The organism is Halotolerantifilum yawarlongkerapense, from assembly GCF_054506745.1.
This window is the reverse complement of the sequence record NZ_CP199719.1, coordinates 1,655,411-1,678,106: the sequence shown is the minus strand read 5'-3', so window position 1 is coordinate 1,678,106 and position 22,696 is coordinate 1,655,411. Positions and strand designations below refer to the sequence as shown.

16 protein-coding genes are annotated in these 22,696 nt (G+C 56.3%); 15 read left to right on the top strand and 1 reads right to left on the bottom strand.

Annotated elements, in window-relative coordinates; genetic code table 11:
* Positions 1–90: 90 nt before the first annotated feature.
* Positions 91–426 (top strand): hypothetical protein, encoded by a 336-nt coding sequence (locus tag ACULM0_RS08085; protein WP_463677043.1) that lies wholly within the window; start codon positions 91–93, stop codon positions 424–426.
* Positions 427–475: 49 nt separating this feature from the next.
* On the opposite strand, the gene ACULM0_RS08080 is transcribed toward ACULM0_RS08085, so the two are convergent.
* Positions 476–874 carry a 4Fe-4S binding protein gene (locus ACULM0_RS08080; protein ID WP_463677042.1) on the bottom strand — a complete coding sequence of 133 codons (399 nt, stop codon included), beginning with the start codon at positions 872–874 and terminating at the stop codon, positions 476–478.
* A gap of 90 nt (positions 875–964) precedes the next feature.
* On the opposite strand from ACULM0_RS08080, the gene istA reads away from it, so the two are divergent.
* The 14 genes from istA (at position 965) to ACULM0_RS08010 (ending at position 22,623) form a co-directional block, all read left to right on the top strand.
* Entirely contained in the window at positions 965–2,545 is a 1,581-nt protein-coding gene (istA, locus tag ACULM0_RS08075) for an IS21 family transposase (protein WP_463677041.1), read from the top strand.
* On the top strand, positions 2,542–3,297 hold the full coding sequence (gene istB / locus ACULM0_RS08070) for an IS21-like element helper ATPase IstB (protein WP_463677040.1): 756 nt from the start codon (positions 2,542–2,544) through the stop codon (positions 3,295–3,297). Before istA ends, istB begins: the two co-directional genes overlap by 4 nt.
* A gap of 300 nt (positions 3,298–3,597) precedes the next feature.
* Complete coding sequence (locus ACULM0_RS08065) at positions 3,598–4,287, top strand: SDR family NAD(P)-dependent oxidoreductase (protein WP_463677039.1); 690 nt, start codon at positions 3,598–3,600, stop codon at positions 4,285–4,287.
* 55 nt (positions 4,288–4,342) lie between these two features.
* On the top strand, positions 4,343–5,707 hold the full coding sequence (locus tag ACULM0_RS08060; protein ID WP_463677038.1) for a sigma-54 interaction domain-containing protein: 1,365 nt from the start codon (positions 4,343–4,345) through the stop codon (positions 5,705–5,707).
* A gap of 133 nt (positions 5,708–5,840) precedes the next feature.
* Positions 5,841–6,878 carry an L-erythro-3,5-diaminohexanoate dehydrogenase gene (kdd, locus tag ACULM0_RS08055; RefSeq protein ID WP_463677037.1) on the top strand — a complete coding sequence of 346 codons (1,038 nt, stop codon included), beginning with the start codon at positions 5,841–5,843 and terminating at the stop codon, positions 6,876–6,878.
* A 22-nt stretch (positions 6,879–6,900) separates the two neighbouring features.
* Positions 6,901–8,154, top strand: coding sequence for a lysine 2,3-aminomutase (gene kamA, locus ACULM0_RS08050; RefSeq protein ID WP_463677036.1), 1,254 nt, complete (start codon positions 6,901–6,903; stop codon positions 8,152–8,154).
* A 1-nt stretch (position 8,155) separates the two neighbouring features.
* Positions 8,156–9,193, top strand: a complete 1,038-nt coding sequence (gene kamB, locus ACULM0_RS08045; protein WP_463677035.1) for a lysine 5,6-aminomutase reactivase subunit KamB — start codon at positions 8,156–8,158, stop codon at positions 9,191–9,193.
* On the top strand, positions 9,190–10,800 hold the full coding sequence (kamC, locus tag ACULM0_RS08040) for a lysine 5,6-aminomutase reactivase ATPase KamC (protein WP_463677034.1): 1,611 nt from the start codon (positions 9,190–9,192) through the stop codon (positions 10,798–10,800). Before kamB ends, kamC begins: the two co-directional genes overlap by 4 nt.
* Positions 10,800–12,356, top strand: coding sequence for a lysine 5,6-aminomutase subunit alpha (kamD, locus tag ACULM0_RS08035; RefSeq protein ID WP_463677033.1), 1,557 nt, complete (start codon positions 10,800–10,802; stop codon positions 12,354–12,356). Before kamC ends, kamD begins: the two co-directional genes overlap by 1 nt.
* Positions 12,356–13,111, top strand: a complete 756-nt coding sequence (gene kamE, locus ACULM0_RS08030) for a lysine 5,6-aminomutase subunit beta (protein WP_463677032.1) — start codon at positions 12,356–12,358, stop codon at positions 13,109–13,111. Before kamD ends, kamE begins: the two co-directional genes overlap by 1 nt.
* Before the next feature lie 255 nt (positions 13,112–13,366).
* Positions 13,367–14,059, top strand: coding sequence for a methionine ABC transporter ATP-binding protein (locus ACULM0_RS08025; RefSeq protein WP_463677031.1), 693 nt, complete (start codon positions 13,367–13,369; stop codon positions 14,057–14,059).
* Positions 14,046–14,705 carry a methionine ABC transporter permease gene (locus ACULM0_RS08020; protein WP_463677030.1) on the top strand — a complete coding sequence of 220 codons (660 nt, stop codon included), beginning with the start codon at positions 14,046–14,048 and terminating at the stop codon, positions 14,703–14,705. Before ACULM0_RS08025 ends, ACULM0_RS08020 begins: the two co-directional genes overlap by 14 nt.
* Positions 14,702–15,505 (top strand): MetQ/NlpA family ABC transporter substrate-binding protein, encoded by an 804-nt coding sequence (locus ACULM0_RS08015; protein WP_463677029.1) that lies wholly within the window; start codon positions 14,702–14,704, stop codon positions 15,503–15,505. Before ACULM0_RS08020 ends, ACULM0_RS08015 begins: the two co-directional genes overlap by 4 nt.
* A gap of 353 nt (positions 15,506–15,858) precedes the next feature.
* Positions 15,859–22,623: an IPT/TIG domain-containing protein gene (locus tag ACULM0_RS08010; protein ID WP_463677028.1), complete on the top strand. Its 6,765-nt coding sequence runs from the start codon at positions 15,859–15,861 to the stop codon at positions 22,621–22,623.
* The last annotated feature ends 73 nt before the right edge of the window (positions 22,624–22,696 follow it).

The following is a 22,696-nucleotide window of genomic DNA, read 5'->3' as shown; positions in this document are numbered from 1 at the left end:
CCTCTCGCTGGTGATTGCCCGTGCATAGAAAGGGTAAGAGAAAAATAGAATCTTGTCAAAAGATTATCAAAAGAAAGAGGAGGTTATCGCATGGCTTCGAAATTCAAGGTGTTTCTCATCGCCTACCGCGATGTGTCCCCACAGGTAGAGAAGATCCTGCTCAACAGCTCGGTGCGTGTCATCGATGAGGTGGAAGACCTTCAGATGACGGAGGGTTTTTGCTCGAAAGGCTTCAATCTCAACAGCCGTTTATGCATATACGTAGACTGGTTCAAGGACCAGGCCGTGCAAAAGCTCAGGGAAGGCTACAAACTGGCGATCCTGGAGGTCCCGGGTAGTGTGGGTGCGTCGAAATCCAATCTGCTCAGCACACTGGACATCGGCTACGAAGAGGAGATCCTAGTGCTCGAGAGCGTGGACGTCTAGAGACAAAAAATCCCCCTGGCGACAGGGGGATTTCTCATGAAGGGCCTGGCTATTTGGACCGTTTGACGGCGAGTGCCCCCGTGGGACAGTCGTCGACGCAAGAGAGACACTTCGAACAAATGTAGGCTGCGGATGGATCCTGTTTGCCCGCCCTATGCAGGCTAAAATCTTTGTTCAACGTGGCGATATAACAGGCCTTGTCGCAGAGCCCGCAATCGGTGCAGGAGCTGACCTCTCGCTTGATCTTGAAAAGGCTGAAACGATTGAGCAGGCCTTGAATCCAGGCGATGGGACAGCCGAGCTTGTGGTAGTTGTACAGCTGCTGCTTCTTAGCATCCCCACTGAGGCCCTTGGTCATGAGCTCCATCAGGGCACCCATTGGGCACAGCCAGCGGCAGAAGGTTTTTCCGAACACAATACCCAGGTGTGAATGATAAACTAGAATCACCAAAATTCATCAAATAACTTTCCCCACTTATTGCCAACAATCTCCATATTGATTATGATTAACTGGAAATAATCATTATGGAGGTAACCGATGAAAAAACTAAAGGAATGGGAGATGTATCAAGAGATTCAGAGACTGAAAAAAGTCGGTTTGAACAAGAGCCAAATCGCTAACCGTTTAGACATGGATCGTAAGACCGTGAAGAAGTACTTAACAATGACACCAGATGATTATCTTGCCTATTGTGATTCGCTGAAGAGCAGATCCAAGAAGCTTGATCAACATCGGGATAGAATTGAGGAGATGATTAGACAGTATCCAGAAATGATGGCGTCGCAAGTTGCAGATCGGCTTCACGAAATCTTGAAAGAGGAAGTGGCCACTGAGGGCACAGTAAGGAACTATGTAAACAATCTGAGGATCGAACTGGGGATTCCCCGTAGGGCACCTGATAATAGAGACTATGAGGCGATGGAAGATCCACCAATGGGTAGGCAGATGCAAGTTGATTTTGGTGAAATGAAATTGCAAAATCTGCTTGGAAAACTCATCAAAGTCTATATCGTATGCTTCGTTCTTTCACATAGCAGATTCAAGTACGCACAGCTACAGAGTCGTCCATTCAATACCCGGGACCTCCTAGAGGCTCACGAAAAAGCCTTTGAGTACTTTGGCGGACGCACAGAGCAAATTGTCTACGATCAAGATAGCATTATCCTAGCATCCGAAAACGGAGGTGATCTTGTCTATACGTATGAATTTACCAAATATAAGAAAATGAGAAAATTTGATGTCTATATGTGTCGCAAGAGCGATCCCGAGACAAAGGGGCGCGTTGAGAGTATGGTCAAATACGTGAAGAACAACTGCCTGAGACACCGAGAGTATACGACCGATGACGAGATGAACCAGGTAATCCTAGCTTGGCTGGAACGTCGAGGTAACGGCAAAGAACACGGGCGGACAAAAAAAGTACCGGCAGAAGTGTTTGCTCTGGAGAAGCAGCACCTCATACCGGTAGACAAGAAGATAAATAATACTTTACCCACCAATAGTATAGAGCGTACGGTGAGAAAAAACAATACCATCTGTTATCTTGCCAACGAGTATTCGCTTCCACCAGGAACCTATGATGAGAATAACAAATCAAAGAAAGTAACGATCGAAATGATCAACGATGAAAGATTTCAGGTAATTGATACAGCTACAGGTGCATTCATAACCGATCATGAGTTATGCCATGACCGCGGGCGATTGATTAAGAAGACCACGCATACTAGAGATAGAAACGTCGGGATTCCAGAGCTAAAGGAAAAGATCCACCAACTGATGGGTGGTAATCCTAAGGCGTACCAGTTTATCGAGGCGATCCACAAGTCAAAAGGACGCTACATTCGAGACCAGCTGAAGATCTTGCAGAAAAGTATGGAGAATCGATCCCACAAGTTAATCTCCTTAGCGTTGGATTATTGTATGGATCATAGTCTCTATAGTGCGAATGACTTTTCTGATGCCCTCGCCTACTATCACGTAACCTTGTTGCCGACAACTGAAGTGCCTAGAGATGAGCTAATGCACGAGCACTTGATTCGATCATTCATATATCCGTCGGCGCCGGAAATTCGAAATTTTGATGTTTATAACAAAATCATGAGAGGCGTGAGTGAATGAGAAAGATTGAATTGATCGCCGAACAGATGAGGCAACTGAGGATCACAGAGACCTCACGAGCAATTGAACAGCTCGTGATGGACGCTGAGTCGAAAGATCTATCATATCAAGATTTCCTTGCTTCTGTCGTTCAACACGAAATAGATAGTCGCTCGAGAAAACAGTACCTGAAGCGTTTAAAGTGGGCTGAGTTGCCCGAGTATAAGCGATTGGATGATTATAATTTACACGAGCAGCACACATTATCCAAACGGCAATTGAACCAGCTCAAGGAGCTGGGCTGGGTGGAGCAAGCTTTTAACATCTTGCTTCTAGGGCCCCCAGGTGTAGGAAAGACACTGCTTGGCATAGGACTCGTCACCGAGGCTCTAGAAAAGGGCTACAAAGCCTGCTTCGTAAGCATGGATGACCTTCTGAGGCTCCTGAAGACACAAGAGATCAGTCGTACTTCCAAAACCCGAATCAAGCGCATAGAAGAATCCAACCTAGTGGTTATCGATGACCTGATGATGATTGCAAATGATCATGTGGGAGCAGGTTTGTTTTTTCAACTGGTCAGTCGATTGCATAATCAAACTTCCGTTGTCATTACCTCAAACAAAGGGCCAGATGAGTGGAGCCAGTTGATCGGTGACCCAGCATTAACAACAGCTATCCTTGATCGACTCTTGCACCGCTGCGAAGTTATCTACTTTAATGATGAACATAGCTATAGAATGAGAAACAGAAAAACCATTTTTGGAGAAAATTAGGTGGGGAAACTTATTTGTTATTTTCTGAGGAAACTTACTTGACGTTCACACCAGGGCTCCGGCGATCAGTACGGTATAGAGTAGGCTGAAGCCCAGAACGAATACAAGGTAATAAACGATGGCAGCCGCAAAGGCCTGGATGACGCGACGATTTTTGATCATCCTTACAAACACCCCCTCCCCCTCGGGATAGGAACAGCATACCATGAAAGGCTAGGGCTGGACAAGTCAAACATGTTTTCAACACCTGCATGATACAATAGATTGAAAAAGAAATACTCGAAAGGAGCGTGTGATCAAATGGATCGAAAAAAATGTGCAGTGGTGACCGGAGGCATGCGTGGAATCGGCAAACGGATTGCCGAGGGATTTCGCGCTGAAGGGTTCGACGTGGTCGTGGTGGACCGGATCGAGGGTGCTGATATCATTGTGGACTTAGGGGATCCGCAGGCTGCGGAGCACGCGGCCGCGGGTCTCTTCCGAAACCACGAGGTGGATGTGCTCGTGAACAACGCCGGGGTGAGCACCTTCTCACCCTTGGAAGAGACCGCTACGGAAGACTTTATCCGCATATTGCATACTAACCTGACCAGTCAGTTCATCTTTTCCCGCGAGATGGTTCGGCACCACCGGGGCAGTTGGGGACGCATCATCAACATCTCGTCCACCCGGCAGTCCATGAGCGAGGCAGGAACGGAGAGCTACTCCGCATCGAAGGGCGGAATCTACTCCCTCACCCATGCGCTCATGATGAGCACGGCTGAGATCGACGGCTTCACGGTCAACAGCATTAGCCCGGGGTGGATCCACACCACCGACGATTCCCTGCGAAAGATCGATCACGAACAGCACCCTTCCGGCCGCGTGGGGCGGCCCGAGGACATCTGGCGCGCCTGCAAGTACCTGTCGGATCCGGAGAATGATTTTATCAACGGAGAAAATTTGGTGATCGATGGCGGGATGACACGGAAAATGATATACTCTCACTAACGAATGCCGAAAAATCGGCAATTACATGCCGAAAATCAAGCAGGGAGGAAATGCGGTGGATTTCAAGACATTATTCAGGGAAATGGACTGGTTGCCGGATTATCTCTCCGATGGGATCCAGGTGATCGACGCGGAGGGGAAACTGCTCTACACCAACGAACGGGCCGTGCGGCGAGAGGGCCTGACCGCGGAGTTCGTCCGCGGTAAATACTTGCTCGATGTGTACCCGTCCCTGACGGAGGAGACGAGCACCCTACTACGGGTGCTCAAAGAGGGAGAGCCGATCGTCGACAAAGAACAGACCTTCAAGACATACATGGGAAAAGAGGTGGCCACGATCAACACCACCATCCCCATCAAACGGGGTAAGCGGGTGGTGGCGGCCATCGAGATCTCCAAGAATATCACCGAGGTCAAAAACCTCTCCGAACGCGTGATGGATCTCCAGAGCCGGGTGATGAAGCGCGAAGAAGCGGCACAGGTGGACGATGTGATCTACCGCTTCGAAGATATCCGGACCCTCGATCCAAAGTTCAAGCGGTTGATCGAGAAGGCGAAGAAAGCCTCCCGGCAGGAAATCCCCATGCTCATCTACGGGGAAACGGGCACGGGCAAGGAGCTCCTCGTCCAGTCTGTTCATGCCGCCTCGCGAAGGAGCCGCGGTCCTTTCGTCGCCCAGAACTGCGCAGCCCTGCCCGCTTCCTTGCTCGAGGGGATCCTGTTTGGAACGAAGAAAGGTGGTTTTACAGGGAGTGTGGACCGCTTGGGGCTCTTTGAACTGGCCCATGGCGGAACCCTCTTCCTCGATGAGATCAATTCGATGCCCCTGGAGATCCAGGGCAAACTGCTCCGGGTGCTACAGGATGGTCGTTTTCGACGCGTGGGAGATACGAAGACGCGGTTTTCTGACGTGCGCGTGATCGCGGCCACCAACACCGAGCCCCAGGAGGCCATCGAGAACGGCCTCCTGCGCAGGGATCTGTACTATCGGCTCAATGTGGTCTACCTGGAGATTCCACCGCTCAGAGACCGTGCCGTCGATATTCCGCTGCTCACCCAGGTCTTCACGCGGCGCTTTGCCGAGCGTTTTGGGAAGCGGCTTCGTTCGGTGGAGGACCGTGTGATGGATCGGTTCATGCTGTACGAATGGCCCGGCAATGTCCGTGAGCTTGAGCATGTGCTCGAGGGTATCATCAGCGTGGGTGAGGGGGAACAGATTACGGTGGAGGATTTGCCCCATTATTTCGATCGGATCGAGGCAGAAGAGGGTATCGGGCTGAAGGAGGCCATCGATCGACACGAGCGCAAGATCATCGAGCGGGCGCTCCTGAGCTGTCGGGGGAATGTTTCCCAGGCGGCCGAGATCCTGGAGGTGCCCCGACAGACCCTGCAGTATAAAATCAAGAAATACCGCCTCTAGGTGCCGGAATATCGGCACCTTTTTCATGCCTACGGAAGCGTGTTCCACCAATTGCAGGGCTTGCGGGCTTGGCATCGCTTTTGCATATTGTTAAAGATGAGACAACACGACAGCAATCAAGGAGGTATGCAGGATGAAGAAGGGTAACAAATACGGTACGCATCGCGTACTCGAACCAAAGGGTACTTTACCACAGCCGGCAGAGCGCATCGACAATACCATGGAGATCTACGACAACGAGATTCTGATCGATGTAAAGACGCTCAACATCGACTCGGCCAGCTTCACGCAGATCAAGGAGCAGGCCGGTGGGGATGTGGAGAAGATCAAGGAGATCATGCGCGATATCGTGGCCACGCGTGGCAAGCACCACAACCCCGTGACGGGTTCCGGTGGGATGCTCATCGGTACGGTGGCCGAAATCGGTCCGGCGCTCGAAGGCAAGACAGAGCTCAAGGTGGGCGACAAGATTGCTACGCTCGTTTCGCTTTCCCTCACGCCTCTCGTGATCGACGAGATCCTGGATGTACGCAAGGACATTGACCAGGTGGATATCAAAGGTCAGGCTATTCTTTTTGAATCGGGGATCATGGCCAAGTTACCTACGGACATTCCGGAGAACCTGGCCCTCAGCGTGCTGGATGTCGCCGGTGCACCGGCACAGACCCAGAAGCTCGTCAAAGAAGGCGACACGGTCCTCGTGATCGGCGGCGCTGGCAAGAGCGGCATGCTCTGCCTCTACGAAGCCAAAAAAGCGGTTGGCCCCAAGGGCAAGGTCATCTGCCTAGGACACTCGGAAAAGTCCATGGATCGCGTGAAAAAAGCAGAACTGGCCGACCACTACATCGCTGCCGATGCAACGGATCCCGTACAGGTGATGAACTTGATCGCTGAGATTACCGGCGGCGAGATGGCCGACCTCACGATCAACTGCGTGAACGTTCCCCGCACGGAACTGTCCTGCATCTTGGCGACGAAAGACGTGGGAACCATCTACTTCTTCAGCATGGCCACCAGCTTCACATCGGCGGCACTGGGAGCAGAGGGTGTTGGCAAGGACACCATGATGATCATCGGTAACGGTTATGCGAAGAACCACGCCGAGATTGCCCTGAACATCATGCGCGAGAGCGACGTGCTCCGCAAACTCTATACAGATCTTTACGCGTAAGGTATAAGGAGGAAACCATTCAATGAGAGATTACAAAAGTGTATCCCTTTACAAGGATGTTACCGAAGACCAGTGGAACGACTGGCAGTGGCAGGTCAAGAACCGGATTACGACCCTCGAGGATCTGAAGAAAGTGGTCAACCTGACCAAGGAAGAAGAAGAGGGCATCGTCGAGTCACTGGGCATCCTGCGCATGGGGATCACACCCTACTACGCGATGCTGATGGACGAAAACGATCCGCACTGTCCCGTTCGCAAGCAGGCGATTCCTACGATCATGGAAACCTACTTCGGCAAAGGGGATATGGATGATCCGCTTCACGAGGACGCGGATTCACCCGTAGAAGGGTTAACGCACCGCTATCCGGACCGCGTGCTCCTTCTGATTACGGACATGTGTTCCATGTACTGCCGTCACTGCACGCGTCGTCGTTTCGCCGGGCAGTCCGATGCCGGTGCACCCAAAGATCGCATCGACCAGGCGATCGAATACATCCGCAATACACCACAGGTGCGCGACGTACTGCTTTCCGGTGGTGACGCCCTGCTGGTGAGCGACGAACGACTCGAGTACATTGTTTCTGAACTGCGTAAGATCGAACACGTGGAGATCATCCGCATCGGTTCGCGTACACCTGTCGTGATGCCACAGCGGATCACGCCTGCCTTCGTGAACATGCTCAAGAAGTACCATCCGATCTGGCTCAACACGCACTTCAACCATCCGAAAGAGATCACGGAGACGTCGAAGAAAGCATGCGCGCTCATGGCCGATGCCGGTATCCCGCTGGGGAACCAGTCCGTACTGCTCCGCGGCGTGAACGATTCCGTGCACATCATGCGCGATCTCGTGCACCAGCTCGTTGTGAACCGCGTGCGCCCTTACTACATCTACCAGTGTGACCTTTCCAAGGGAATCGAGCACTTCAGAACGCCTGTGGCCAAGGGGATCGAGATCATCGAAGGTCTTCGCGGTCATACGTCCGGTTACTGTGTTCCGACCTTTGTGGTGGATGCACCCGGCGGCGGCGGTAAGATTCCTGTGATGCCGAACTATCTGATCACACAGTCTCCGGACAAAGTGGTACTCCGAAACTACGAAGGTGTGATCACGACCTACACTGAGCCGAAGCCTTACGATCTTGAGAAAGAAGGCGCTGTGGAAACAGAGGAGCAGAAAAACCACAAGATCGATGGCGTGGGTGGACTCCTCCAGGGTCGTCAGGTTGCGCTCGAACCAGGGAACCTGGACCGACACAAGCGGAGCCACAAGTAAGATGAGCCTGTTCCATTGGACGAGCAGTAAGGTGCGGCGGATCGCCGTGGTGGGGATGGCGAAGAACGCCGGGAAGACAGTGACGCTCAACGCGCTCATCGCGGAGGCCGCCGAGGAACACGTGACCCTCGGGCTGACGAGCATCGGCCGAGATGGCGAGCGGGAAGACCGCGTGACCATGACGGAAAAACCCAGCATCTATGTCGAAGAGGGAACCCTCATCGCGACCGCCTCCACGCTCTTCAATGGAGCCGATGCCCGGCTGGAGGTGCTCGATGTGACCGATCTACTGACCCCCATGGGGGAAGTGGTGATCGGTCGGGCCCTCTCTCCTGGTTTTATCGAACTCGCGGGACCCGTGACCAATAGCGGGATCCGACGGGTCACCAATGAAATGCTTCGTTGGGGGGCCCAGAAGGTGTTGGTGGACGGCGCGATCGATCGCGTCTCCAGTGCCTCACCGGCTGTGTGCGAGGCCTGCATCCTGTCCACGGGAGCCGTGCTTTCGCGGGATATGCAGATGGCCATCCGGCTCACGCAGCACCGCGTCAGCCTCTTGAGGCTGGAGCCACTACAGGATCCAGTGCTGCGCAGCTTGGTGGAAGAGGCTTTCGAGGCCGATGAGCTCACGCTCATCGAGGGGGGAGAGGCGCATGTCGTCTCCTCCCCTTCGGCGCTTCTCGCCGGTCGCAAGATCGCCGGTCGACTGACAGAAGAAACGACACACGTGCTGATCCCGGGGGCACTGGTCGATCGTACGCTGAGGGATCTCTTCGCCGATCGACGCTACCTAGAACAGGTGACGGTGGTGGTAAAAGACGGAACGCGTCTGTTCATCGACCCCATGACCTGGGAAAAATGGAAGCGCGCCGGGCTCCGTGTGGTGGTCAAAGACCCCATCCGGTTGCTGGGGTTGACGGTAAACCCCTTCAGCCCCGAGGGCTACTACTTTCATCCCGAGCGATTCCTACAGGGCCTGAGGGAGGCCCTGCCGAATCTAGCGGTGGTGGATGTACTCGGTGGAGGTGAGAGGATATGAGCATGACCGGTGGCGTGAAAAAGAAACTCGGGCTCGATGTGATGCTCGGGAAGATCGTCTGTCTGACGCCCCAGGGGAGAGAAGAACGTGGTAAGATGACGCTCTTCGCCCCGGGGGAGACCGAAAAACTGGAGGGCGCCTACGACGACCTGTCTAAGCTTCTCTCGGTTTTCGATAGGCAGCGGTACCAGATGGTCGAGCTCAGGAACGCCCTCAAACACGTGAAGGATCTGGGGGGAACCTTCGCGCGGATTCGAGGGGGTCATATCCTGTCGGTGACGGAGCTCTTTGAGATCAAGACCCTGGCCGGCGTGATCGACCAGATCGACGGGGTCCTCGAGACCTTGCGGGTAACGCTCGACGAGCAGTACCGCGTCCGTACGCTGACAGCGGTGATGGAGCTACTGGATCCAGAAGACCAGCGGCTACCGAACTTCCATATCTACGACGCCTATTCTGAGCAGCTCAGGGAAACGAGAAAGCGCATGCGCGATCTCGATGCCGCTCACAAGAGGCTTCGCAAGGCTTTGATCCTCGAGGTGCAGAACCACCTTGATGTGACCCTCCGACCGAACGGGTCGCTGACTGTAAGCAAGAGTGACACAGGGCTCATCGGTCGGCTGGAAGAGGAACCCCTGCTCACCTATGCTCAGGAGACCTTCATGAACCTGACCTTCGTGATCAAACCCACGGAGGAGATGGTTGCACTCGAGGAGAAACTGCAGGAGATCAAGTCTGTGGAGGAAGCGGAAGAAGAAAAGGTCAGGGAGCGTCTCACGACGACCCTGGCGGGAATGATCGATGATCTCGTGGAAATGACCGGTCGCATCGGGCGACTGGATTTACTCTTGGCCAAGGCTGCGCTGGCCGCCGGCTTCCATCTGACAAGACCCAAGATCGTGTCGGAGCCTGCGGTCGAAATCACCGGGGGGCGACACCCGGTGGTGGAGGAAGCGCTTCGGCGCCAGGAAAAAAGCTTCGTGCCCATAGACGTCCGCCTCGCCGCGGGTTGCGCTGTGATCACGGGGGCCAACATGGGCGGCAAGTCCGTGAGCCTCAAGCTCATCGGACTCTGCGCCGCCATGGCACAGATGGGGCTGTTCGTACCGGCCGAGCGCTTCTCGTTTTCACCCTTTGCTTTCTACCATCTGTCGATGGGAGATGAGCAGGATGTGATGCGGGGGCTCTCGAGTTTTGGAGCCGAGATCGAAGAGCTCCGCGGCTACATGCCGCGGATCCAGGAGAGGGGCCTGCTCCTGATCGACGAACTGGCCAGGGGTACGAACCCCTTCGAGGGACAGGCCATGACCAAGGCTATCGTGGAGAAACTCACGGCGGCACCGACGATCAGCGTGTTGACCACGCACTTCGACGGCGTCCTGTCCCCCGGAACCCGACACCTCCAGGTGCGGGGTCTCAAGGCGATTGAGTCCGAGGCCGTGGAAGCGGCGGAATTAGAATCATACATGGATTACCGGCTCGTGGAAGTCACATCGGATAGGGAGGTCCCAAAGGATGCGTTGAAAATCGCGCGTCTCATGGGCTTTCCCCAGGATGTGCTCGAGCGGGCAGAAGAGATGATGAACGACAAACGAGGAGGGTTTTGATGCAGAGTAAGCTGAATTTAGATTGGTCGCTCGTCGACAAGGCGCGTCAATCGGCCGCACGGATCGCCGATTCAACGCAGACTTTTATCGACGGCCATACCACGGTTTCCGTCGAGCGTACCGTGCTCCGTCTGCTGGGCGTAGATGGTGTGAACGATATCGAGGAACCGCTGTCAAACGTCGTGGTGGATGTGATCAAGGAAGCCGGTGGTCTCTCCAAGGGTGCCGCTTTCTGGATGGGCAACGCCATGATCCAGACCGGCAAATCACCCCAGGAGATCGCCGAGGCCGTGAGCACGGAGGAACTCGATCTGATGGCACTCGAGATGGCACCCGAGGAGAAGATCCGCGAGGTCATCTTCATTGAAGCGGAGCAATGGGTGAAAAAGATCCAGGGAAACCGCGAAGACCGAGAGCGCTTCCTCGTGGAGATCGGCGAGGGGAAAAAGCCTTACCTCTACGTGATCGTGGCCACGGGAAATATTTACGAGGACATCACACAGGCCGTGGCAGCTGCCCGCCAGGGAGCCGATATCGTGGCCGTGATCCGCACGACGGCCCAGAGCCTGCTCGACTATGTGCCCTACGGGGCAACAACCGAGGGCTTCGGTGGAACCTATGCGACGCAGGAGAACTTCCGCTTGATGCGCAAGGCCCTCGACGAGGTGGGCGAAGAAGTGGGCCGATACATCCGTCTGTGCAACTACTGCTCCGGACTCTGTATGCCGGAAATCGCCGCCATGGGTGCACTCGAGCGACTCGACGTCATGCTCAACGATGCCCTCTACGGGATTTTGTTCCGCGATATCAACATGCAGCGCACGCTGGTCGATCAGTTCTTCAGCCGCGTGATCAACGGCTTCGCGGGCATCATCATCAACACCGGTGAGGACAACTACCTGACCACGGCCGATGCCGTGGAGGAAGCCCACACCGTCTTGGCCAGCCAGCTGATCAACGAGCAGTTCGCCCTCAAGGCCGGACTGCCGGAAGAACAGATGGGACTGGGCCATGCCTTCGAGATGAATCCGGAGCTTGAGGACGGCTTCCTTTTGGAGCTCGCCCAAGCGCAAATGGCGAAAGAGATTTTCCCCAACGCACCGCTGAAGTACATGCCCCCCACCAAGTACATGACGGGGAACATCTTCCGCGGGCACATCCAGGATGCCCTCTTCAACATGATCGCCGTGACCACGGGTCAGACGATCCAACTTCTCGGCATGCACACCGAAGCCATCCACACGCCTCACATGCAGGACCGTTATCTTTCCATCGAGAACGCATCCTACATCTTCAACAACATGCGTCATCTCGGCGATGAGATCCAGTTCAAAGAGGGCGGTATGATCCAGAGCCGAGCCCATGAAGTGGTGGCCAGTGCGGCCAAGATGCTCGAGGAAATCGAAGAGGAAGGTCTCTTCTCGACAATCGAGCACGGTAAGTTCGCCGGCGTTAAGCGCCCGATGAACGGTGGCAAGGGTCTCGATGGTGTATCGAAGAAGGGCGACGGTTACCTGAATCCCTTTATCGACCTTATGCTGGGAGGTGAAAGATAATGGCTATGCAGCAAATGGATCTCACGAAGGTCAAACCCTACGGTGACACGCTGAACGACGGAATGATGCAGTTTTCTTTCACACTGCCCGTCCCCTACGGTGAAGAGGCCAAAGAGGCGGCCCGGCGCTACCTGCAGGGTCTCGGATTCGAGGAACCCGCGGTGGTTTATGCCAAGGACCTCGGCAGCGGTTTCACTTTCTTCACCATGTACGCGAAATCACCGCTGACCATCGACTTTACCACCATTGAAGTGCCCAAGGTCGAGGGCGATGTTATGGACAAGTACGCGGTGGAGGACTTCATCAAGGAGAATATCGGTCGCGATGTGGTGATCCTCGGGGCTTGTACCGGAACGGACGCTCACACGGTGGGCATCGACGCGATCATGAACATGAAGGGCTTCGACGGACACTATGGACTCGAGCGTTATAAGGGCATCGAGGCCATCAACCTAGGCAGCCAGGTGCCCAATGAGGAGCTCGTGGCCAAGGCCATTGAACTCAAAGCAGACGCCCTTCTGGTCTCCCAGGTGGTCACCCAGAAGAACGTTCACATCCCCAACCTCACGGAGCTCATCGAGCTGCTCGAGGCCGAGGGTCTCCGCGACAAGCTGGTCGTTGTGGCCGGCGGTCCTCGCGTGGGGCATGAACTGGCCAAGGAACTGGGCTACGATGCCGGTTTCGGACCGGGTTCCTATGCGGAAGACGTGGCGAGCTTTGTGGTCCAGCAGGTCATCGATCGAAACCTTGTATAGAAAAAAAGACTTGCGCGCTTTCGAAAACCTATGTTAGACTGAGTACCAAGTTGCAACTTGAACAACTCCATAACAAATTATCAAGAGTAGGCGAGAGAGTTAGCTCGATGACCCTACACCAACCATCCCGGCGAAAAACCGAGGAACGGTGGTCCTGCTAACAGCGATGAGATGGGTAGAGAAGTGACCTTTTGAGGCCTCTTTCGTCGCGAGACGAAGGGGGCCTTTTTTAAGTGCCAAGAAAGGATGTGTGACATGATCCGTTGCATGAATGTGAGGAAACTTTACGGGGAGGTCGAGGCGCTCAGGGGCCTGGACCTCGAGGTGAAGACCGGTGAGATCCTGGGGATCGTGGGCCGTAGCGGTGCCGGGAAGTCGACGCTCATCCGTCTCTTCACCGGTATTGAGACGCCCACCTCCGGCACCGTGCAGGTGATGAACAAGGAGCCCGCCAAAATGAGCCCCAAAGCCCTTCGGGCCTTCCGCCAGGAGATGTCCATGATCTTCCAGGGACTCCATCTGATGTCCGGCCGTTCGGTCTTCGAAAATGTGGCCTTTCCCCTGCGCCGGCGGAAGGTCGAGAGGAATGAGATCGAGAGTCGGGTGATGGGACTCCTCGAACGGGTGGGCCTATCGGACAAGCGCGAGGCCTACCCCGCCATGCTCAGCGGTGGGCAGAAGCAGCGGGTGGCCATTGCCCGGGCGCTGGTGACCCGCCCGCGGCTGCTTCTGCTCGATGAGCCGACGAGTGCCCTCGACAAAGAAACGGCGTCCGAGATCCTGGACCTTCTATCGGACCTGCGGGCCGAGTACGGGTTGACCATCCTGATGATCACCCACGACGAGCAGGTGGCCAAGACCTTCTGCATGAGACAGCTCCGCTTGCACGAGGGTCGAGAGGTCCCCGCACTCTCGATCGAAAGGGGGACGCGACATGCTGTACGTTGAAGCGACCCTGCAGACCCTGTCCATGCTTTTCTTCTCTGGTCTGGTGGCCACGGCCCTGGGCGGTTTGATCGGGGCCGTACTGGTGCTCACGGGCCATCCCCTCCTACTCCCTAGACCGCGTCTCTACCGGGCCCTCGACGGGGCCGTCAACACCCTCCGCTCTTTTCCCTTCATCATCCTGATGATCCTGCTCTTTCCGCTCTCGCGCTTGATCGTGGGGACGACCATCGGTACCCTGGCCACGATCATTCCCCTGGCCGTGGCGGCGTCCCCCTTCGTGGGACGGGTGGTCCAGGGGGCTCTCAAGGGTGTGGACGATGGTGTGGTGGAAGCGGCCGTGGTCATGGGGACGCCTCCCCTGGAGATCCTGGTCTTTGTCCTCCTGCCCGAGGCCTTACCCGCCCTGATCGAAGGGGCGACGCTGATGCTGATCAACCTGGTGGGCTACTCGGCCATGGCCGGGGCCATCGGGGGTGGTGGTCTGGGTGACCTGGCCATCCGCTACGGCTTCCACCGTAGCGATGAAGTGGTCCTGGCCGTCTCGGTCCTCTTGCTCTTACTCCTGGTCCAGGGAATCCAACGACTGGGTGACTTTTTCGAAAACAAAGAACGCAAACGACGACAAATTGGAGGTAATCGCATATGAAAACTGTAAAGGGAAGTATCGCAACAACACTCTTGGCTCTGCTCCTAGTCTTGACCCTCACGGCCTGCGGGGCTTCGGAGGACAATACCGTGCGCATCGGTGCCACGCCCACACCCCACGTGGAACTGCTCGAACTGGTCAAGGCCGACCTGGCCGCGGAAGGTATCGATCTGGAGATCGTCCCCTTCACTGATTACGTGAAGCCCAACCTGGCCCTGGCCGAGGGGGAGCTGGACCTCAACTTCTTCCAGCACCAGCCCTACCTGGATGCCTTCAACGCGGAGCACGAGCTGACCCTCACCTCGCTCTTCACCGTGCACGTGGAGCCCATGGCTCTCTACGCGGGAGCGAGAGATTCCCTGGGTGTCTTTGAAGAGGGGGATGTGATCGCCATCCCGGCCGATGCGGTCAACGGTGGACGCGCCCTCCTGCTTCTGGAGGCGGAGGGGCTGATCAAGGTCGATCCGGCGGCCGGTCTGGAGGCGACAGAGCGCGACATCGTGGATAACCCACGAGGACTGCAGTTCAAGGCCATCGAAGCGGCCCAGCTGCCTCGCGTGCTCGAGGACGTGGCCGGTGCGGTGATCAATGGCAACTATGCCATCGGGGCAGGACTCAATCCCCTGGAGGACGCCCTGATCATCGAAGGGGCGGACTCTCCCTACGCCAATGTGGTGGTGGCCAAGGAAGGGGGCGTGAGTGCAGAGGTCGTGGAAAAGGTGCGGGCGGCCCTACAGTCCGAGACGCTGAAGACCTACGTAGAGACCACTTATGAAGGGGCCGTGGCACCTGCATTTTAAGCGCAAAGGACACAGAAAGTTCACAAGGTTGACAAATGGGCTCCATACGGAGGCTCTATACTGTAGTTAGTCTACAGGAACAATATCTTGTAGGCCCTCCCTAAATGATCAGATAGATAAAAAACAACCGAACAAGTTCTTAGGTGGACCGCTCATCCACCGCCCTAACCCTCGTGGACGTCTCTTTGGCGTCCATTTTTATTTTTTGGAGAAAAGTGGAGGTGATGAATCCCGGATGTCATCTCTTTTTAATGTTAAGAAACGCGCCAGATGACCGATAATAATAGAGAGAACCGTCTATTTTCAGGCATTGTAGGTAATTGACATAGATACTAAATTTTCGGGAGGTCATCATGAAAAGACTCGTCATCGCCTTGCTCTTCACTTTTTTGCTCTTGATACCGGCGACGGAAGCGCTGAAATTACCTGGGGATATTTTCGTGCGGGACATCCGCTTTACCGTGGAACACGATGGCTTCGATACGGCATCTTCCTTCATGGAAATCTCCGGTACAGGACTCGATAACGTCACCGTGCGCTTTGAGAAGAGTGGCCTGGGCGGTGGTTTCCAGACCATGGGGACCCTGGAGGAATCGGAGGATACCTTTCTCAAGTACACCTTTACAGCTGCGGAGACGCGCGACCTGACGGGGCGCTTCAACATCGCCGGAGAAATCTTCTCCTTGGAGCTGGGGAGCTTCCCCAACTTAAACGGTGCAGACCGTGTGAATGTGAACGTGGATCTGTACGATGATGAGGACCCCGAGGATCTGAGCATCGAAACAGATCCCGAGAACTACTTCACCCTGAGCGGTAACTACCTCGATAACATTGGGGTGGATGGCGTGACGGCGGAATACGGACGGATCCAGACGCGGGTGTTCACACCCGAGGACCCGAACGAAGTGTCTCCCGACGGGACCAGCCTGACCCTCTTTCAACCCCTGCCGGCCCAGAACTACGGTTACCAGAACATCCGGATCTCCAAGATTACGGAGGATACGACAGATGACCTGGTCACCACCGTGGAGTATCTCTATGCCGATGCCTTCCGCTTCGTGCAGAATCTAGATCTCGAGAACCTGCGCGTCTTCCCCAATACCGGCGCCAAGGGCGATCCCGCCACGATCACGGCGGATAACTTCAACGACCAGAAGAACTACCGGGCCTATTTTTTGCGGTCCCTCGACGGGACCGATGTGTATTCCGACGTGAACGCAGCGGAGACGGTGTCCCTGGAGATCAACCGCGATACGGGCGAGGGACGCCTGAACATTTTGGTACCCGACCACGTGGACTTCGGCCTGGGGACCTACTATATTGTCCTCACAGAGGTCCAAAGCGGCGAGATCATCGCCGAGCAGCGGATACTGAACGAGGAGAACGAAGCGGAACCCTTCCTGGTCATCGACGCCAGCTTCCGCCCGACCATCGAGCGGCTCCTCCCTCCCGAGGGTCCCGATACCGGCGGTGACGTGCAGGTCGAGGGGCGGAACCTACTGTCCCTCAACATTCCTAACCTGAGCGTGGAGGGTGGCGGCGAGATCACGGGCTTGAGCGGAGACCAGACGCTCACCATTCTTTACGAAGACGGCACTTACGACGGTAACCCCGTGACCATCAAACGGGAGATGACCGTGCAGATCGGTAAACCCGTCCGCTTCCTGAAGAACAACCTTGGAGATTACATCTACACCCAGGGCACGCCCGATAGCTTTCTCATCCGCACGCCGATCATCGATGATGCGGAGTCGGACCCGCTGAAGGACGTCCTCATCGAGCTGACCACTACATTAAATGAGTACGATCCCAATGATCCCAATGTGATCGTGGATACTTACACTTTTGTACAATCCGTGACCCGCGAGAACGGTTACCGCTACATCCCTTCGACAATCACACCGGTGATCACCGAGGTGGTCCCGGACCTGATCCAGGTCATCGACTTCGATCCCGGCTACCGGCTCAAGGAGGAGACCCTCCTCGTGGTCAAGGGCGACGACTTCCTCGTGGACCGTGTGGTCAACGCCGAAGGGCAGAGCGTCACGCGCAAGCCCTCCGTGCTGATCAAAAAGAACAGCAACAATACGCAGAACAACGTCTTCCAGATCGGTTTCTTCCCCAATGAGACTGTGGTGGACGACGGACGGGAGATCACAGGCGTCGTCCGCATCAAGGCCGAGGAGAGCACCTCGGGTTTGGGCGATATCCTGCGAGATGAAGCGGGCAACGTGATCCCCCTGCAGATGACCGTCCTCGATGAAGCGGGTAATGTCGTGACCGGGATCACCGGTAACGACGTGGGAAGCAAGATCGTCTTTCGCATGCCCATTGACCTGACCATCGCTGACCTCGGGATCCGTCACGTGCAGGTGACCAACCCCCGAAGGGAGAGCGACCTTGTCGGGGCGGCGAGTCTCTATACCAATGCCCTGGAGTTCCTGACGACCATCGATATTCCCGTGATCGAGACCGTGGATCCCAATATCACGACCATCGACGGCGGTGAAACCATACGCGTCGTGGGTTCGAACTTCCAAGAAGGGCTGCGTCTTTACCTCGATGGGGACGAGATCACTGCTTTCACCCGGGAGATCGATCCCACGGGCGCCAACATCATCCTGACCTTCGTGGCTCCCCCGGGACGCGAGGGGACCACGCAGCTGCAGGTGGTTAACCCTTCGGGCGGCTTAGCCGTGGCCGACTTTACCTACGTAAGATCTTTTAACAAGGATCCCCTTTTCGAGAGCTTCCAGCCCAAGCAAGGGACCCAGGGGACCCTTGTGGTGATCAACGGTGACAACTACCTGAGGCCCGATCCCACGGCCCTGGGCACCACCGGTTTCGACGGCTTCAAGCTGATCGGTACCCGGGTTTTCCTCGACGGACGCGACGTCAACGATTATCACTACGATAGCTACGGCAACATCGACTTCAGAGCCTACACGGTACCCGAGCCCATGCCAGCCCTCCGGCGGGACGGCGATGCGGCGGCCTTCACGGTCTTTGCAGAGAATACTTACGCCACCGATGATGGGGGCACCTATTTTGAACTTGAACGCGACCGCTTGGAACGACCGAGGCTGACGGATGGGAACGCCGATGAGGTGATCTTTGACCACAACGGCACGACCTTCGTGGCCTACGATGGCGAGGGCAGGCTCCTTGGGGCCGTTTCACAGACCTTCAACACCTCCGAGGGGATCACGACCTTGACCCTGGCAAACGGCAGGGAGTTCAACCTGTACACAGACAACGCACCGGTGCGCGTGGTGGAGACGGCCGGCGGCCTTCTCGAGGCGGCCGTGACCGACTACGTGGAGAGCACGGTCCTCTACGACGGGACGAGCTACTTTACCCTGCGCGAGAACACCGCTGGGGACATCGTGCTCGAGAACGGGCGCGACCGTCGCTACACCCTCTACTACAGCGATGGTCTGAAGGCCCGCGAAGAGGGTGGTGGCGTCGTGTCTGTTTCAAGTGATGACACGGCCCTGATCGTGGGCGCCACGCGTTTCGAACTGCTCACCCCCTACCGGATCGACACGGAGACGGGCAAAATCGTGGGAGACCGTACGCGTGTGATCAACCGTAACCAGGTGAGCTTCTTTGTGCCTGGCCTTACGACGGGCAAGGGGTACAAAGACATCGCTGTGGTCAATCCCGACACCAAATCCGATGGCGAGATCGGAGCGGGCGCCGACCGCTTCTACTACATCACCCAAGCCTCCTCCAATCCAGTGATCGAAGAGATCGTGCCGGACTTTGGTTCTGTCGATGGCGGTTACACCGTGCGAATCGATGGAAACGACTTTGAAGACGATATACGCGTGTACGTGGACTCCGTTCCCGTACCGCTAGTCGACACCAATGTCTCGATCGATGGGACCTCGGTCACCATCCGCATGCCGGCCTCGATCAAGGATCTGGCCGGGGACTTCGGCGTGGACCGTCTCTCGGTTCCCGTGGTGGTGCTTAACCCCGACGGCGGATCGGACTACCGGGAAGAGGGATTCACCTACATTATCCCGGTGAGCGATCCTGAGATCGACCGGATCATTCCCGTCTCCGGTTCAGCCAACGGTGGCGATATCGTGGAAATCATCGGCTACGAGTTCCGCTTCTACGAGCCCTACACCAACCTGATCGGTGGCGACCGCTACGACGTGGGGGACCCTTACACGGATCTCTTCCGAAACGGGGAGTGGGACGATCTGCTGGACTCCGGTGTCGATCCCGATGCCATCTGGCAGTTAACCGAGACCATGAACCCCTACTACGAAAACTACTACGAATCTCCGATCCTGCCCGACGTCTTTTTCGGCGACCAGCAGGCCAAGATCGTAGAGTACGGCAACGGCTACCTCAAGGTCATCACACCGCCCGGACAGGGTGATGCCGTGGAGGTCTACGTGGTCAACAACGACAGCGGGATCTCCAACAAGGTGACCTACCGCTATGAGACATCCAACCCCAGGGTGACGAACATCAACCCGGGCTTCGGGAGAAGGCAGGGCCAAGAGATCAAGGATCTCTATGGGTCGGAGTTCTTCCGCAAGGAAATGCGCGGCTATACCGGGGACACAGACGATGACATCGTCATCTTGGAAGATCTCGAGGCCGATGTCCGCTTCGGAACCATCGACAACCGGCAGATCGACCGGACCCTACCGAACTCGGGGCTCATCAACAACGGGCGCACCGAGGTGAACCTGGAGGGAGGACTCAAGGTTAGCTACAACGGTCTCGACGGCACGGTGACCTTCTTCCTCGAGGAAAACAACCGGATCTACAGCCGGACCTTCTCCGGTTACGACAACCAGCCGACCCTTTTCCCCATGGGTATGCTCCGCGACCAAACGGGACGTTACTATGTGCCCAACGGTCTCGACTCCTATACGGGACTGACGTACACGGGTGAGGCCTTCGAGTACGTGAAGCTACAAATTGAGGATCGGCGGCTGATCGTAGAGCGCGGCTATGCACCTGAGGTCAGTTACGACAACCAGATGCACCTGTCGGTCCTCACGCCCTCCTACTACACCATCGGCACGGTGACGGTAACCGTCACCAACCGCGATGGTGGACGGGGGACCACGAGCTTCCGCTACACCTACCCGGCCAGCGATCCCAAGATCCACATCGTGAAGCCCGCGGTCCTGTCCGTGGACGAGAGCGAGTGGTGGGTGGAGGGTTCCATCAACGCGGCCCTGGAGATCGAGATTATCGGTAAGGATTTCAGGAACAACGCCAAGGTCTTTATCGGCGAAAGGCAGGCCGAGGTCATCGAGCTCACCACCACGGTGGTGGATGGAGAGGTCTTCGACAGTCTCGTGGCCAAGGTGCCCACCACGGGGGAGACGGATATCGACCGCAAGTTCCCCATCATCGTCCAGAACGAGGACTTCGGCCTGGCCAACTCGGCCACGGTCGATAACCTGTACGGGCCCAATTACGGGGAGAATGAGACCCTGCGCATCTATTACGTCTACAGAAAGCCCCTCTCCAACCCCGAGATCACCAACATCTCACCGGCTGAAACCTCCGTCTACGGGGGCAACCTGGTAACGATCACCGGTAAGGATTTCCGCGATGGGGCCTACGTGATCATCGGGAGCCGAAACGGGGTGCCCGTGACGGATGTGCAAATCCACGACCGGGGGAGTGTACTCACCTTCCGCACGCCGAAGAACCTGACCCTCGGCGAGAAGAACGTCCAGGTCTACAACAACGACTACGGCGTGGCCATCGCCGAGGCTTCCCTAGCGGTTGTCTCCTACCCCCAGGTGGAGACCACTATCTACGATGAGATCGAGGACAATATCAAGACTCGGATTTCTGTGGAGGGGGGAGAGGTCATCACCCTCAAGGGTGAGCAGTTCATCGACGGGGCCTCCGTCTACTTCGGTGGCGACCGTGTGCGCGCCAACGCTGATACGCAGGAGCAGAATACCGGCTTGTGGCGTAACGACGATTATTTCCTGATTGAAGAGGGATTCCGCAGTCCCACCGTGGAGGTCATAAACAGCACGACGCTTCGCGTGACGGTGCCGCCGATCACGGCGGAGGGGGAGGTCTACATCACGGTGATCAATGGTGACGGTGGCATCTCCGATGGGGACGTGTCCATCGACTACCGGGTGCCCGTGCCCTCGGATCCGGTGAACCTAAAAGTAGAACTGCTCGATGATACCATCATCCGGCTCTACGATTACTATGCCGAGAGCGTGCTCTACTATGAAATCTACACCTATATCGGTTCGAAGAGCACCATCGAGCTGAGAAGGAACCACTACCGGGACTTCAGCTATCTCGATAGCACGGAGATCGAACCCTACAAGATCACTAAGCTCAAGGGTGTGGAGGATGTGGAAGCCGGTGAAAAGGTCTACTTCGTCCTCAAGGCCGTGAACAAGTACGGTCCCTCGGGCTGGTCGAATATCGCCTATCTCACCTCCAAGGATGTGGAGGATGTAGACCGCATCGGACCGGAGGATGTGGATGGCGGGACCGATGTGCCGGAGGACCAGACCCATGAGGTCGTCACGGGTGTGACCTCCGATGAGGTCCTCTTGTCACCGGGAACCCTGCCGGCCAACCTGGGCATCGAGCTGACCACGGTGGCCTACGAGCAGAAGGACCACAAGATCACCCTGCCGGCCAACCAGATCAAGACCAACCGGTCGCTGATCCTGGTGGACTACGGCAAGGTGCGGCTGAACTTCACACCGCTGGCGCTGAACACCCAGATCTTCCGTAACCTGGAGGCGCGTGACCGCACCTACGGCCAGATCGTCCACCGATCGGTGAAGGACGATTTCGCCTCGGTGATGATGGGTGGTCTGCCCCGTGGCGAACGGGCCGTGGGCCAGCTCTACCGGGTGGACTATTATGCGGTGACGAACGCGGCGGCCACGCCCATGGGCATGCTGTCCACGCCGGTGTACTTCACCTTCGATGTGGCCTCGCACCGGCTGACCATGCAGGAGCGCATCGACCTGGATCTCAAGATGTACAGCGGTAGTAGTTGGGTCAGCGTCCCCTTCCAGATGAGCGGGGAGCGGATGACCACCGCGGTGCAGAGACCGGGCTATTATCTGATTACGACGAAGCGCTGAGTGCATCAACACTCGGCTCTTCACCGGAGACCGTCTCGCTGATCGAGACGGTCCCCGGTGAGGACATAAGGGG

Excerpts from the sequence above, each read along its gene's own strand:
- ACULM0_RS08085 (WP_463677043.1), top strand. The coding sequence starts at position 91 with ATGGCTTCGAAATTCAAGGTGTTTCTCATCGCCTACCGCGATGTGTCC.
- istA (WP_463677041.1), top strand. The coding sequence starts at position 965 with ATGAAAAAACTAAAGGAATGGGAGATGTATCAAGAGATTCAGAGACTG.
- istB (WP_463677040.1), top strand. The coding sequence starts at position 2,542 with ATGAGAAAGATTGAATTGATCGCCGAACAGATGAGGCAACTGAGGATC.
- ACULM0_RS08065 (WP_463677039.1), top strand. The coding sequence starts at position 3,598 with ATGGATCGAAAAAAATGTGCAGTGGTGACCGGAGGCATGCGTGGAATC.
- kdd (WP_463677037.1), top strand. The coding sequence starts at position 5,841 with ATGAAGAAGGGTAACAAATACGGTACGCATCGCGTACTCGAACCAAAG.
- kamA (WP_463677036.1), top strand. The coding sequence starts at position 6,901 with ATGAGAGATTACAAAAGTGTATCCCTTTACAAGGATGTTACCGAAGAC.
- kamB (WP_463677035.1), top strand. The coding sequence starts at position 8,156 with ATGAGCCTGTTCCATTGGACGAGCAGTAAGGTGCGGCGGATCGCCGTG.
- kamC (WP_463677034.1), top strand. The coding sequence starts at position 9,190 with ATGAGCATGACCGGTGGCGTGAAAAAGAAACTCGGGCTCGATGTGATG.
- kamD (WP_463677033.1), top strand. The coding sequence starts at position 10,800 with ATGCAGAGTAAGCTGAATTTAGATTGGTCGCTCGTCGACAAGGCGCGT.
- kamE (WP_463677032.1), top strand. The coding sequence starts at position 12,356 with ATGGCTATGCAGCAAATGGATCTCACGAAGGTCAAACCCTACGGTGAC.
- ACULM0_RS08025 (WP_463677031.1), top strand. The coding sequence starts at position 13,367 with ATGATCCGTTGCATGAATGTGAGGAAACTTTACGGGGAGGTCGAGGCG.
- ACULM0_RS08020 (WP_463677030.1), top strand. The coding sequence starts at position 14,046 with ATGCTGTACGTTGAAGCGACCCTGCAGACCCTGTCCATGCTTTTCTTC.
- ACULM0_RS08015 (WP_463677029.1), top strand. The coding sequence starts at position 14,702 with ATGAAAACTGTAAAGGGAAGTATCGCAACAACACTCTTGGCTCTGCTC.
- ACULM0_RS08010 (WP_463677028.1), top strand. The coding sequence starts at position 15,859 with ATGAAAAGACTCGTCATCGCCTTGCTCTTCACTTTTTTGCTCTTGATA.